We start from the raw sequence: 11368 nt of genomic DNA on the forward strand, positions 1-11368 counted from the left end.
GACGCTCTATGACGTGACTCAGACAAGCCCAGCCGCAGCCTCGTCCGCAGCCCCCGTCCAGGCCGCCCCGCCCGCCCGGCGCCGCCGCGTGCACCGCGCCTGGTTCGTCGCCGCCGTCACCTTCGTCACGATCATCGGCGCGGCCGCCTTCCGCTCCCTGCCCGGCCTGCTCATCGACCCCCTGCACCAGGAGTTCGGCTGGTCGCGCGGCACGATCGGTGCGGCCGTCTCCATCAACCTCGCGCTCTACGGCCTGACCGCGCCCTTCGCCGCCGCGCTGATGGACCGGTTCGGCATCCGCCGGGTGGTCGCGGTCGCGCTGGTCGTGATCGCGGCCGGTTCGGGCCTGACCGTGTGGATGACGGCGGCCTGGCAGCTGTGGCTGTGCTGGGGCCTGCTGGTCGGTCTCGGCTCCGGCTCGATGGCGTTGGCCTTCGCGGCGACGGTCACCAACCGCTGGTTCACCGAGCGGCGCGGACTGGTCAGCGGCATCCTCACCGCCGCGTCCGCCTCCGGCCAGCTGATCTTCCTGCCGCTGCTGTCCTGGGTGGTCGAGCACCACGGCTGGCGCCCGGCGGCTGTGACCGTGTCCCTGGCGGCCCTCGCCGTTGCCCCCTTCGTGTGGATCCTCCTCCGGGACCACCCGGCGGACATAGGCGCGGCGCCGTACGGAGCACGGGAGTTCATCCCCAAGCCCCCGCCGGTGTCGGGCGCGGCCCGCCGCACGCTGACGGTTCTGTCCGCCTCGGTCCGCACGGGCACCTTCTGGCTGCTCGCCGGCACCTTCGCGATCTGCGGCGCCTCCACCAACGGGCTGATCCAGACCCACTTCGTGCCCGCCGAGCACGACCACGGCATGCCCGTCACCACGGCGGCCTCGCTGCTCGCGGTCATCGGCGTGTTCGACGTCGTCGGCACGATCGCCTCCGGCTGGTTCACCGACCGCTTCGAACCCCGCCGCCTGCTGGCGGTGTACTACGCCCTGCGAGGCCTCTCCCTCCTCTTCCTCCCGATGCTGCTGGGCCCAGCCGTCCACCCCCCGATGCTGTTCTTCATCGTCTTCTACGGCCTCGACTGGGTCGCCACGGTGCCGCCCACCCTGGCCCTGTGCCGGGAGCAGTTCGGCGAGGACAGTGCCATCGTCTTCGGCTGGGTACTCGCCTCCCACCAGATCGGCGCGGCCCTCGTCGCCTACCTCGGCGGCCTCGCCCGCGACGTCTTCGGCTCCTACGACCTCGTCTGGTACGCCTCCGGCACGCTGTGCGCGGCGGCGGCGCTGATGGCACTGGTGATCAGGCGACGGCCGGTGGTTCCTGTGCCTGCGGCGGCCTGAAAGGGGAGTGAAAGGGGGGTGTCGGCGGATCACCCCTGGGCCAGAGGGCACGGGAGTTCGCGGTTCTCGTGGTTCGGGGAGCAGGTCACCAGGGCCAGGGAGAGGTAGGAGGGGTGTTCGAGGTAGAAGCCGAGCGAGACGTCACCGCCTGATGCCAGCCGCTCGCGGGCGGAGGCGACGAGGGCGGTGAGGCGTCCGGCGTCCCGCTCGGCATCGGACGCGAACCGGGGTGCGTAATCGGTCAATCGGTCACTCAGCCATGCCGCCGCCGGTTTCGGTTCGAGCCATGTGCCGCGCACCAGCGAGGGTGGTTTGACGAGCCAGTACGCCGTTTCCAGTGGCGGCAGGTCCGACGTGGGAAACTCCGCGGCCACCTCGCGATAGCGCTGAATCAGTTCCGGTCTGCTTCCTGCCGGAGGCGGCTGGGGGTGGGGCGGGCGTCGCAGTGCTTCCTGGTCGAAGCGGGCCTTGGGGCCGGTCCACAGGTAGCCGTGGTGGTGCACGGGCCGTCCAGTTCGGGGCGTCGGTGTTCGTGAATCCGGCCGGTCCTGGCCGGGCGTGTGCCGTGCAAGGACCGGCCGGGAGTGCGGGGGGTGTTGCCTAGGCGGGCAGGCCGAACCGTGCCGGGTCGATCCCGGCCACGGTCAGTTCCTCCGTGGTGAACCTCAGCGGCTGCGCCTCCGGCCGCTTGCTGTCACCGAGTGCCCAGGCGTCGTCTCCGATCCGGGCCAGGGTCACGCACGACTCGCCGTCCGGGTGGGTGTTGCCGCCGCAAGCCTTCACGAACGAGGCACCGCTGAGGTCGAGCGCGTACAGATCGATTCCGTTCAGCATCACTTGCACCTTCCTGCTCGCTGTCGCGGCCATCACTGACCGCCGCCGCCCATGACGGGCGGGAGTCCAAGAGATGAGAGTTGGGCGCGGGTGCCCGGTCTACGGCTTTCCGTGGACGCCTGATGTGTGGTCCCGGATCTCGGTGGCGTGGCGCGCGGCCTGTGTGACGTCACCGGACTGCTTGCAGGCGGCCAGCTGCCGCCAGTTGGCGGCACACACGTCACAGCCGGTGGCCGGTACGCAGTCCAACAGCCAGGTGTTGTAGGCGCTGGGTAACTGCGCCGAACGCTTGCGTTGGTCGGGTTCTTCGCTGCCTGGTGGCTGGGCTGTACTTTGCCTCACGCGGCGCTCCTCAGCAGCGTCGGCCATGCCTCGGGAGGCTCCGCTGCCTCGCCGGGGTTCTGTCTTGCCACCCCACGCTAGGAGTGAGCTGCGCTGCGCATCCAGTGATGTGCATCAATGTGCGTGCATTCCTCTGACTGGCTATGTGGCTGCTTCATGGTCTTGACGGCGGCCGGATCAGCAACGAAATTTATGCACATCGGTGCACGACAGAGAGGGAGGTCGTTATGCGCTTACAGTTCATCGGGATCGACCCGGAGACGGGAAGGGACGGGTCACCGACCGCGTGGGTCGATGTGGACAACGCGGACATCGTGCTCCAGAGCTACACAGCCGACGAGGAGACGCGAGCGGAATGCGTGAAGAACACCGCGCCCGGGCACGCGGAAGGCATTCCTGGCCATGAGACCGTGATCCGCATTCCCGCCCGCCCGCCTGGTGCCGATGCTGAGGGAGGCCTGTGATGCCGCAGAACGTGCCCGACTTTGACGAACTCATGGGGGCCGCGCAGCGCTCCGCCGTGCACCTCGAAATGCGCGATCAGTACGCCGTCGGCGACGAGGCGGACGACTTCAACACGTGGCTGGCCACGGGCCGGAGGGACACCGATCCCACCTCGGAGTACTGGGCTCCCTGGGTCGACTTGATCTCCCGCGCGGTCGCTCGCGGCGTCGTCGTACGGCGTGCCCGTATCGTCTCGGAACCGGTCACCGACTACATCCGCTACGAGCACGCGAGTACGGATGTCAACGTGGCGGCCGGCGAGCAGGTGCGGTGGCTTCCCCGCCGGCGAGCAGTCGACCTGATGCTTCCGGGCGTCGATCTGTGGATCTTCGATCGGACACAGGTTCTGTTCAACCACTTCACCGGCGTCGGAGAATGGTCTGAGCCGGCCAAGGAGTTGCGCACCGAGCCGAGCATCGTCAAGCAGTGCTCGGACGCCTTCGAGGCGGTCTGGGAACGCGCCATCCCGCACGATACGTACGAGATCCACTGACAGAAAGCACAGCTGGCCAGCTCATGACCATCTCTCCGTCTTCCTCGGCACAAGCCGCGCGCGAGAACGTGGCGCGGCAACTACGTGACCTGAGGAAGAACGCCGGCCTGACGGTCAACGAGCTGGCTAGCGAGTGTGGTTGGCACCATGCCAAGACCTCACGCATCGAGAACGCCCGCACTCCGCCGTCGCCCACGGACATCCGCTTGTGGTGCCGGGCGACCGGCGCAACCGACCAGGCCGCAGACCTGATCGCAGCCTCACAGCACGCGGAATCCCTGTACCGCGAGTGGCGGCAGCGCGTGCGCACAGGGTTGTCCAAGTTGCAGGACAGCTATGTCGAGCTGTACCGGTCAACCGGGTTGCTGCGTGTGTACTCCCCCGTCCTGGTCCCCGGGTTGCTACAGACCGAGGGATATGCACGGGCACTGCTCAGCATGAGCGCACGCTTTCATGGGGTTCCCGACGACGCGGCGGAGGCTGCCACGGCACGTGTGCAGCGGTCGCAGGTGATCCATGAGCCTGGCCATCGGTTCGTGTTCCTCATCGAGGAGGCGGTGCTCTACTACCGACTCGGTGACGCCGAGGCGATGGCCGCGCAGCTGGGCTATCTCCTGACCGCCGGGGCGCTCCCGCAGGTGTCGTTCGGCATCATCCCGACGGCGACGCGCGAGCGTGTGATGTGGCCGCAGGAAACGTTCAACGTGCACGACGAAACCCTCGCGGCTGTCGAGCTGGTCTCCGCCGAGGTGAACGTCACCCAGCCCTCCGAGATCGCGCTCTATATAAAGGCGTTCGAGCAGCTCCGGACCATGGCGGTGTACGGCGCGGACGCCCGCGCACTGATCGTGAGGGCCATCGACGCGTTGCGCTGATCCGGGCGCTGTGTGCAGCTTCAGCGCTTGAGTACGTACGGCCGCACCACGTCGTCGGAGGATTCCCAGAGGGGTGCCAGTGCTGGGGGAGGGGATTGCCAGCACTCCTCGTCGTGCGGAAACGGCAGGCGATGGCCAGCCGCGCGGGAGCGCTTGGACCAGCGGCGCCAGCGGGCGTCGTAAGGGCTGGGGAGCCGCCATACGTACGGGTCAGGTGTCTGTACCTCTCGCGCGATCTCCAAGTCGGCTACCGAGGTGTTGCCGGAGCGCGGCTTGACGAACAGGCGGGCGAGAGCGTCATAAACCAGACGGAACATGGGCTCCCTCCATCCTGACCAGCGCGAAGAGAGCCCACACGCACTTCGCGTACGGCTCTTGTCGGCAACCCCAGGCATCGGCCAACACCTCCACGAGCGCGAGTCCGCGTCCGCCTTCCTCGTCCGGGCCGGAGTCGTGGCGCTGGGGAAGTGTGTTCCTGTCCGGGTCCGAGATCTCCAGTAGCAGCTCCGCTTCCCTGAGGGTGAGCGTGACCTCGACCTGGGCGTAGGAGGTCCGGCAGTGCGTTACGGCGTTGGCGACCAGTTCGCTCGCTGACAGGGTGACGGCGTAGGCGAGTTCATCCGTGATCCCCCAGTCCGCGAGGGCCTTGTGGATGCGCTGACGGGCGGTTGACACGTGCTGTCTGCGCTTGGGGATGCGGAAGGTTTCGGTTGCGGGCATGGGCTGAAGCTAGAACTGGATCCGGAACTCGCACAATCCAAACCAAGAAATATATGCACACGTGTCACTCGATCGTGTGATGGGGCTCGGTATTGGTGGTCGGTGTGGCATGGTTGCCGAAGGAGAGGGGAGGCCCCATGCCCGCAGGTGGACGGCCGACGGTACGCAGCAGGCGTTTGGGCACGGCGCTCAGGCAGTACCGGCAGGCCGCCAAACTGGACCAGCCGCAGGCAGCCGAGGTGATCGCATCAAGTCAGGCCCGAATCAGTCGTGTTGAGAGTGGGCATGCCACTCCGCGCGTCATTGAGGTTCGGCTGTTGCTGGACGCGTATGACGTCACGGATCCGGAAGTGCGCGCCAAGTTGGAGGACTTGGCCAAACACTCGAAGAATCGGGGCTGGTGGCTTGAGCATGCCGAACACCTGCGGCCAGACTACGTCGACCACATCGCGCTGGAGGACGACGCGACATACATCCGCGAGTGGCAGCCGGTCATGGTGCCAGGGCTCCTGCAAACACAGGCCTACGCGGAGGCGGTTATCGCCGACGGTCCTCACTGCATCGATCCGGAACGAGTCGCCGAGTTGGTGAAGGTGCGCGTGGGGCGGCAGGCGAAGATCGAAGAGGGCGGAGCGTCGTACACGGCCATCCTCTGGGAAGCGGTCGTCGCGCACCCGTTGGTGAGCGTCGAGATCCATCGGGAGTAGTTGTCCGCGATCCTTGAGATCGGAAAGCGGAAGAACGTCACCGTGCAGGTGCTGCCGTTCAGTGCGGGCGTCCTGGCCGGTTACTCCTCCGCCTTCTACTCCTTCAGCTTCGACGAGGAACCGACGGTTGAAGCGGTCGCCATGGACAATCTGCGAGGCACGTCGGTCCTCGAAGGGGCTGAGGACCTTGCCGCTTACGCCAATGCATACGACCTACTACGATCGTCAGCATTGGCGCCGGACGCGAGCGCGAAGCTCGTCCGGGGCATACTGCGGAGCTTGAAGGAAGACGCATCGTGACCGAGGTCATAAGCCCCTTCTGGAAGTCGTCGTACTCGGGCCAGGAGAACGCCTGCGTCGAGGTCGCCGACACGGCTCACGGCGGCCGAGCCGTCCGAGACAGCAAGCACCCCGCCGGCCCCGTCCTCACCGTCTCCCGCGTCAGCTGGCAGGCCTTTCTCCAGCAGTTCGCGTAGGCCGTTCACTGTCGGTATGCCCTGCATGGGGTAGGCCGAGAGGCGCGGTGATCGTCACGCCTGGGGAGCAAGCCGGGCGAACCGCCCCCGGTGGAAGAGGAGTGGGTCGGTCGGTTCCTCCGTGCCGAGGGCGTTCACTCGGCCCACGACGATGAGATGATCGCCCCCGGTGTGCACCGCGTGGACCGTGCAGTCGACCCAGGCCACGGCGCCGGTCAACCGTGGCGCCCCAGAGACGGGAGCCGCGTCGTACGGCACCCCCGCGAACTTGTCCGCGCCGCTCACCGCGAAGGCCCGGCACAGTTCGCCCTGGCCGGCGCCGAGGACGTTGACGCAGAAGACGCCGGCGCGGGCGATGCGGGGCCAGGTGGTCGACGTGCGGCCCACCATGAAGCAGACCAGGGGCGGTTCGAGGGAGAGGGAGGCGAAGGACTGGCAGGCGAAGCCGGCGGGGCCCGGTTCGCCCTCGGCGGCCGGGGCGGTGATGACCGTGACCCCGGAAGCGAAGCTTCCCGGCGGATTACCCCTGGGTCAGAGGGCACGGGAGTTCGCGGTTCTCGTGGTTCGGGGAGCAGGTCACCAGGGCCAGGGAGAGGTAGGAGGGGTGTTCGAGGTAGAAGCCGAGGGAGACGTCATGGCCTGATGCCAGTCGTTCGTGGGCGGAGGTGACGAGGGCGGTGAGGCGTCTGGCGTCCCGCTCGGCATGGGAGGCGAACCGGGGTGCGTATTCGGTCAATCGGTCGCTCAGCCATGCTGCCGCTGGTTTCGGTTCCGGCCATGTGCCGTGTACCAGTGAGGGTGGTTTGACGAGCCAGTTCGCCGTTTCCAGTGGCGGCAGGTCCGACGTGGGGAACTCCGTGGCCATCTCGCGGTAGCGCTGGATCAGTTCGGGTCTGCTTCCTGCCGGAGGCGGCTGGGGGTGGGGTGGGCGTCGTAGTGCTTCTTGGTCGAAGCGGGTCTTGGGGCCGGTCCACAGGTAGCCGTGGTGGTGCACGGGTCGTCCAGTTCGGGGCGTGGGTGTTCGTGGATCCGGCCGGTCCTGGCCGGGCGTGTGCCGTGCCGGGACCGGCCGGGGGTGAGGCGTTGCCTGGGTTGCCTCAGGCGGGGAGGCCGAACCGTGCCGGGTCGATCCCGGCCACGGTCAGTTCTTCCGTGGTGAACCGCAGTGGCTGTGCCTGTGGCCGCTTGCTGTCACCGAGGGCCCAGGCGTCGTCTGCGATCCGGGCCAGGGTCACGCACGACTCGCCGTCCGGGTGGGTGTTGCCGCCGCAAGCCTTCACGAACGAGGCCCCGTTGAGGTCGAGCGCGTACAGATCGATTCCGTTCAGCATCACTTGCACCTTCCTGCTCGCTGTCGCGGCCATGACTGACCGCCGCCGCCCATGGCGGGCGGGAGTCCAAGAGATGAGAGTTGGGCGCGGGTGCCCGGTCTACGGCCTTCCGTGGACGCCTGATGTGTGGTCGCGGATCTCGGTGGCGTGGCGCGCGGCCTGCGCGACGTCACCGGACTGCTTGCAGGCGGCCAGCTGCCGCCAGTTGGCGGCACACACGTCACAGCCGGTGGCCGGTACGCAGTCCAACAGCCAAGCGTCGTAGCCGCTGGGCAACCGCGCCGAAGGCTTCTGCTTCGCCTTGGCCATGGGTGTCACCGTGTCTCCCCGAGTTGGTGTGGCTTCGAGGGATGACCGTAGGAGGAGGGAAAGAAGTACAGCGCGGAATATTCTCAGTTATTCTCGCGTGGTCACTCTGGATGCATGGACATTCACTCAGAGGCACCGACATGCTGTGTCTACCAACATTGTCGAGCCCCAAGGGGGTCGTACGTGGCGCGCAGGTTGCGGTTCAACGGGACGGGCAGTGGTGAGGACGGATGCCCATCTGTGCATGAGGACTTGGACAGCGGGGAGGTGGTCGTGCACGGTCCTCCGCTCACCGATCCGGCGGACATCGCACAACTTCAGCACCGTTCGGAGGGGGAGGTCGCCGTGGTGGTGCCACGGGACCTTCTGGTGGACTGGACCCCGAAGGAGCGGACGAGGAAGGTGCGGACGATCGGACTGGATGAGTTCAGCGGTCTGTTCAACAAGTTCGAGCACACCGCATGGCGTCTGGAGACACGGCGGCGGTACGCGAGTGACGAAGGGACTGACACCTACCGTCAGTTCGTGGAGACCGGACACGTCAACTGGACGTTCGACCATCCGTACTGCAAGACGATCCGCGAGCAGACCGCCCTGGGCAAGCGCGTCGAACGTGTACGCATTGTGGACCAACCGCCCACCACAGGTCAGCTCTACCTCCTCGACAACGCCAAGCGGAACAGCGGCATGGGCGAGGACATCCGCAATCTATGGCGCGCCGACGCGGACGGACTCAGGCTCCCCGCAGAGGACTTCTGGCTGTTCGACAGCCGCCTCATCGCGCTCCTGAGGTTCGATGACGACGATCAGCTCACGCACGTGGACCTGATCACCGAACCCGCAGAGGTGGTGCGCTGCTGCATGGTGCGGGATGCTGCCTGGCATCACGCCGTACCGTGGAAGCAGTTCACGGCGGAGATGGACAGCGACGCGTAGGAGCAAGAGCGGGTACCGGTGAGCACGGACTATCAGAGGGCGCGTGCGGAACTGGGCCGTAGGCTCAGGGAACTGCGCATCGAGTGCCCCGATGGTCGGCTCACCGGTACGGAACTGGCCCAACGGCTGGGGTGGCCGCAGTCGAAGGTCAGCAAGCTGGAGAACGGCAGGCAGACACCCACGGACGACGACCTCCGGGCATGGGCAGAGGCAGTGGGGCAGCCTGCACTCTTCGCTGAACTGCGCGCCCGGCTGAAGGGCTTCGAGAGCCATATTCGCTCCTGGCGGCGCCGGTTGGCGGCAGGGCACGCACCGGTGCAAGAGGAGTGGAACACTCTCATCGCGGAGTCCCGGACCTTGCATGTGTGGGACAACTTCACCGTCAACGGCATGCTTCAGACCGCTGACTACGCCCGGAACCTGTTTGAGCGCTACGCGGAATTCCGACACTCTCCACGGGACGCGGAGGACGCGGTGCGAGCCCGTATGAAGCGGCAGGAATGGCTGTACCAGCCTGGCAGGCAGTTGAGGACGCTCATGTGGGAGGGCGCGCTGCGGGCCCAGGTGTGTCCGCCGGAGGTGCTGGCAGCTCAACTGGACCGGTTGCTGGGAGTGGTCGGAATGGACACCGTCCATCTCGGGATCGTGCCCTGGGACGCCGCGCTGCGTCTGCCGCCGGCGAACGGGTTCTGGATCCTGGACGACCGGCTGGTCACCGTCGAAGACTGGCACGCGGCGCTCTGGCTGGACGACGCCGAAACGATCGCTCTCTACCGCCGCGTCTGGGACACCTTCGCGGAGTCGGCCGTCTTCGGCGCCGACGCTCAGCAGGTGATCGCCCGCGTCCGCCGGGGCATCAAGGTCTGAGGCTGGCGGCCGAGAGGCGCGCTGATCGTCACGCCTGGGGAGCAAGCCGGGCGTACCGCCCCCGGTGGAAGAGGAGTGGGTCGGTCAGCCCCTCCGTGCCGAGGGCCATTACCCGGCCCACGACAATGAGGTGGTCGCCGCCGGTGTGCACCGCGTGGACCGTGCAGTCGACCCAGGCCACGGCGCCGGTCAACCGTGGCGCCCCAGAGACGGGAGCCGCGTCGTACGGCACCCCCGCGAACTTGTCCGCGCCGCTCACCGCGAAGGCCCGGCACAGTTCGCCCTGGCCGGCGCCGAGGACGTTGACGCAGAAGACGCCGGCGCGGGCGATGCGGGGCCAGGTGGTCGACGTGCGGCCCACCATGAAGCAGACCAGGGGCGGTTCGAGGGAGAGGGAGGCGAAGGACTGGCAGGCGAAGCCGGCGGGGCCCGGTTCGCCCTCGGCGGCCGGGGCGGTGATGACCGTGACCCCGGAAGCGAAGCTTCCCAGCACCCGCCGGAACTCGGCCGGGTCGACCGGGGCCCGTTCGTCCTGCCGTACGCACCGCAACTCCGGCCGTGGCAACGGCTCCACGGCCCTCGGCCTCAGATACCGGACGGCGGCGGCCGCCGCCCCTGCGTGTCCCATCACGTCATTCATTGAAGCTGACTATGTGTCAGATAGGAAGCCCCGTGGACGGCTCCGTACAGGCACTTCATAGGGTGCGGGCATGGGGTGGGGGAACGTGCGCGAGGGGGGCCGGACGGGCCGGGTCCTTCGGAATGATCTGGCCGCCGCGATTCCGGTGAACGCGGCGCAGCTGCCGGCGGCCGGGGTGCTGTGGCTGATCTCGACTCTCGGTCAGGATGAGTACGGCGCGGGTGTCGGCGGGGCCTTCGGGGTGGGTTGTCTGCTGATCTTCGCGCCGTTGCTGTTGCCGTTGCTGGGCCTGTTCGTCTCGGTCCTGCTGACGCTGCCCGCCCTCGCGCTGACCCGGTCGGCGCTCCGGCGGTTCGATGGGCCCGAGTGGGCCTGGCGCCTGGCCGGAGCGGTGGCGGGGGCCGTCGGCTGGGGCGCGGTGACGACGACGCTGTGGCACTGGCCGTTCGTCACCACGGTCGCGGACCTCACCGCCCTGGGTCTGCTGCCCGCGCTCGGCATCACCTACGTCCGCACACGTTCCTGGTCGTCGTGGGGCCTGTGGTGGCGCTCGGCAGTCGTCTGTGCCGGCCTCTTCGCCCTGGCCCTCGGCGGCGGGGTCCTGGCCACCGTGACCGGGCTGATCAAGGCGTACGAGCCGCCCAGGCTGACCCCCGCCCAGCTCGCCGGAGTCTGGCGCGGTGAGAATGGCGCCGAACTGCGCCTGGAACCCGGCGGCCGGGCCAGCGCCCGCAGACTCCCGACCCAGCCCGTCGGCCACGACTGGACGGCCGACGACTACCAGAGCTACGTGGTCTGCGCCGGCCCCGGCACCTGGGAGCCCGACCCCGGCACGGACCACCAGGACCGCGCCGGGGTCCTTGTGCACCTCGACGGTGACTGCGGCCTCGACACCCACTGGTCCGTCAGTGGCACCGAGGACGCCCCTCGGCTGTTCGTCCTCTTCGGCGACCCGGACGCCGGCACCCTCCGGATCCTGGACCGCGCCGACCGGCCCTGAC

General features: G+C 68.1%; 16 protein-coding genes and 3 pseudogenes. 9 read left to right on the forward strand and 10 right to left on the reverse strand.

Features of this window, described 5'->3' with window-relative positions:
• Nucleotides 1-13 precede the first annotated feature (13 nt).
• Nucleotides 14-1333 (forward strand): MFS transporter, encoded by a 1320-nt coding sequence (locus M878_RS72530; RefSeq protein WP_209445553.1) that lies wholly within the window; start codon nucleotides 14-16, stop codon nucleotides 1331-1333.
• 29 nt (nucleotides 1334-1362) lie between these two features.
• Here M878_RS72530 and M878_RS72535 read toward each other — a convergent pair whose 3' ends face one another.
• From M878_RS72535 to M878_RS72545, 3 genes are all read right to left on the reverse strand, one after another.
• Nucleotides 1363-1836: a hypothetical protein gene (locus M878_RS72535; protein ID WP_023549452.1), complete on the reverse strand. Its 474-nt coding sequence runs from the start codon at nucleotides 1834-1836 to the stop codon at nucleotides 1363-1365.
• Nucleotides 1837-1933: 97 nt separating this feature from the next.
• Complete coding sequence (locus tag M878_RS72540) at nucleotides 1934-2167, reverse strand: DUF397 domain-containing protein (protein ID WP_023549453.1); 234 nt, start codon at nucleotides 2165-2167, stop codon at nucleotides 1934-1936.
• Nucleotides 2168-2266: 99 nt separating this feature from the next.
• Nucleotides 2267-2509: a hypothetical protein gene (locus M878_RS72545; RefSeq protein ID WP_158692727.1), complete on the reverse strand. Its 243-nt coding sequence runs from the start codon at nucleotides 2507-2509 to the stop codon at nucleotides 2267-2269.
• A 227-nt stretch (nucleotides 2510-2736) separates the two neighbouring features.
• Here M878_RS72545 and M878_RS72550 point away from each other — a divergent pair.
• From M878_RS72550 to M878_RS72560, 3 genes and pseudogenes are all read left to right on the forward strand, one after another.
• Nucleotides 2737-2998, forward strand: a pseudogene (locus tag M878_RS72550) (hypothetical protein).
• Nucleotides 2973-3506, forward strand: coding sequence for a DUF6879 family protein (locus tag M878_RS72555; RefSeq protein ID WP_023549456.1), 534 nt, complete (start codon nucleotides 2973-2975; stop codon nucleotides 3504-3506). The pseudogene M878_RS72550 and the gene M878_RS72555 overlap by 26 nt, the downstream one beginning before the upstream one ends.
• A gap of 23 nt (nucleotides 3507-3529) precedes the next feature.
• Nucleotides 3530-4381 (forward strand): helix-turn-helix domain-containing protein, encoded by an 852-nt coding sequence (locus tag M878_RS72560; protein ID WP_023549457.1) that lies wholly within the window; start codon nucleotides 3530-3532, stop codon nucleotides 4379-4381.
• 20 nt (nucleotides 4382-4401) lie between these two features.
• Here M878_RS72560 and M878_RS97650 read toward each other — a convergent pair whose 3' ends face one another.
• Nucleotides 4402-4698 carry a hypothetical protein gene (locus M878_RS97650; RefSeq protein WP_158692728.1) on the reverse strand — a complete coding sequence of 99 codons (297 nt, stop codon included), beginning with the start codon at nucleotides 4696-4698 and terminating at the stop codon, nucleotides 4402-4404.
• The gene (locus tag M878_RS72565; protein WP_023549458.1) at nucleotides 4679-5101 is read right to left on the reverse strand and encodes an ATP-binding protein; all 423 of its coding nucleotides are present in this window, start codon (nucleotides 5099-5101) and stop codon (nucleotides 4679-4681) included. Before M878_RS72565 ends, M878_RS97650 begins: the two co-directional genes overlap by 20 nt.
• A 137-nt stretch (nucleotides 5102-5238) precedes the next feature.
• Between M878_RS72565 and M878_RS72570 the strand changes: the two are divergent.
• Together M878_RS72570 and M878_RS72575 are read left to right on the forward strand one after the other, a co-directional pair.
• Nucleotides 5239-6108: pseudogene (locus tag M878_RS72570) on the forward strand (helix-turn-helix domain-containing protein).
• The gene (locus M878_RS72575) at nucleotides 6105-6284 is read left to right on the forward strand and encodes a DUF397 domain-containing protein (RefSeq protein WP_023549461.1); all 180 of its coding nucleotides are present in this window, start codon (nucleotides 6105-6107) and stop codon (nucleotides 6282-6284) included. The pseudogene M878_RS72570 and the gene M878_RS72575 overlap by 4 nt, the downstream one beginning before the upstream one ends.
• A gap of 54 nt (nucleotides 6285-6338) precedes the next feature.
• On the opposite strand, the pseudogene M878_RS48550 reads toward M878_RS72575, so the two are convergent.
• The 4 genes and pseudogenes from M878_RS48550 to M878_RS72585 form a co-directional block, all read right to left on the reverse strand.
• Nucleotides 6339-6797: pseudogene (locus tag M878_RS48550) on the reverse strand (flavin reductase family protein); the annotation flags it as partial.
• Between the two features lie 7 nt (nucleotides 6798-6804).
• A complete protein-coding gene (locus M878_RS48555) occupies nucleotides 6805-7278 on the reverse strand; it encodes a hypothetical protein (RefSeq protein WP_031225524.1) in 474 nt (157 codons plus the stop codon).
• Between the two features lie 103 nt (nucleotides 7279-7381).
• Nucleotides 7382-7615, reverse strand: a complete 234-nt coding sequence (locus M878_RS72580; protein WP_023549464.1) for a DUF397 domain-containing protein — start codon at nucleotides 7613-7615, stop codon at nucleotides 7382-7384.
• A 99-nt stretch (nucleotides 7616-7714) separates the two neighbouring features.
• A complete protein-coding gene (locus M878_RS72585) occupies nucleotides 7715-7924 on the reverse strand; it encodes a hypothetical protein (RefSeq protein ID WP_023549465.1) in 210 nt (69 codons plus the stop codon).
• 183 nt (nucleotides 7925-8107) lie between these two features.
• Between M878_RS72585 and M878_RS72590 the strand changes: the two genes are divergently transcribed.
• Both M878_RS72590 and M878_RS72595 read left to right on the forward strand, forming a co-directional pair.
• Nucleotides 8108-8860: a DUF6879 family protein gene (locus tag M878_RS72590; RefSeq protein WP_031225526.1), complete on the forward strand. Its 753-nt coding sequence runs from the start codon at nucleotides 8108-8110 to the stop codon at nucleotides 8858-8860.
• Nucleotides 8861-8878: 18 nt separating this feature from the next.
• Nucleotides 8879-9727 (forward strand): helix-turn-helix domain-containing protein, encoded by an 849-nt coding sequence (locus M878_RS72595; RefSeq protein WP_023549467.1) that lies wholly within the window; start codon nucleotides 8879-8881, stop codon nucleotides 9725-9727.
• 28 nt (nucleotides 9728-9755) lie between these two features.
• Here the strand turns inward: M878_RS72595 and M878_RS72600 are convergent, their stop codons facing one another.
• On the reverse strand, nucleotides 9756-10355 hold the full coding sequence (locus tag M878_RS72600) for a flavin reductase family protein (RefSeq protein WP_023549468.1): 600 nt from the start codon (nucleotides 10353-10355) through the stop codon (nucleotides 9756-9758).
• An 82-nt stretch (nucleotides 10356-10437) separates the two neighbouring features.
• On the opposite strand from M878_RS72600, the gene M878_RS72605 reads away from it, so the two are divergent.
• Nucleotides 10438-11367 (forward strand): hypothetical protein, encoded by a 930-nt coding sequence (locus tag M878_RS72605; protein ID WP_031225527.1) that lies wholly within the window; start codon nucleotides 10438-10440, stop codon nucleotides 11365-11367.
• Nucleotide 11368 lies beyond the last annotated feature (1 nt).

The sequence above is a fragment of the Streptomyces roseochromogenus subsp. oscitans DS 12.976 genome, from assembly GCF_000497445.1.
Classification (GTDB): domain Bacteria; phylum Actinomycetota; class Actinomycetes; order Streptomycetales; family Streptomycetaceae; genus Streptomyces; species Streptomyces oscitans.

Excerpts from the sequence above, each read along its gene's own strand:
- M878_RS97650 (WP_158692728.1), bottom strand. The coding sequence starts at position 4,698 with ATGTTCCGTCTGGTTTATGACGCTCTCGCCCGCCTGTTCGTCAAGCCG.
- M878_RS72540 (WP_023549453.1), bottom strand. The coding sequence starts at position 2,167 with ATGCTGAACGGAATCGATCTGTACGCGCTCGACCTCAGCGGTGCCTCG.
- M878_RS72555 (WP_023549456.1), top strand. The coding sequence starts at position 2,973 with ATGCCGCAGAACGTGCCCGACTTTGACGAACTCATGGGGGCCGCGCAG.
- M878_RS72560 (WP_023549457.1), top strand. The coding sequence starts at position 3,530 with ATGACCATCTCTCCGTCTTCCTCGGCACAAGCCGCGCGCGAGAACGTG.
- M878_RS72580 (WP_023549464.1), bottom strand. The coding sequence starts at position 7,615 with ATGCTGAACGGAATCGATCTGTACGCGCTCGACCTCAACGGGGCCTCG.
- M878_RS72565 (WP_023549458.1), bottom strand. The coding sequence starts at position 5,101 with ATGCCCGCAACCGAAACCTTCCGCATCCCCAAGCGCAGACAGCACGTG.
- M878_RS72600 (WP_023549468.1), bottom strand. The coding sequence starts at position 10,355 with ATGGGACACGCAGGGGCGGCGGCCGCCGCCGTCCGGTATCTGAGGCCG.
- M878_RS72605 (WP_031225527.1), top strand. The coding sequence starts at position 10,438 with ATGGGGTGGGGGAACGTGCGCGAGGGGGGCCGGACGGGCCGGGTCCTT.
- M878_RS72585 (WP_023549465.1), bottom strand. The coding sequence starts at position 7,924 with ATGGCCAAGGCGAAGCAGAAGCCTTCGGCGCGGTTGCCCAGCGGCTAC.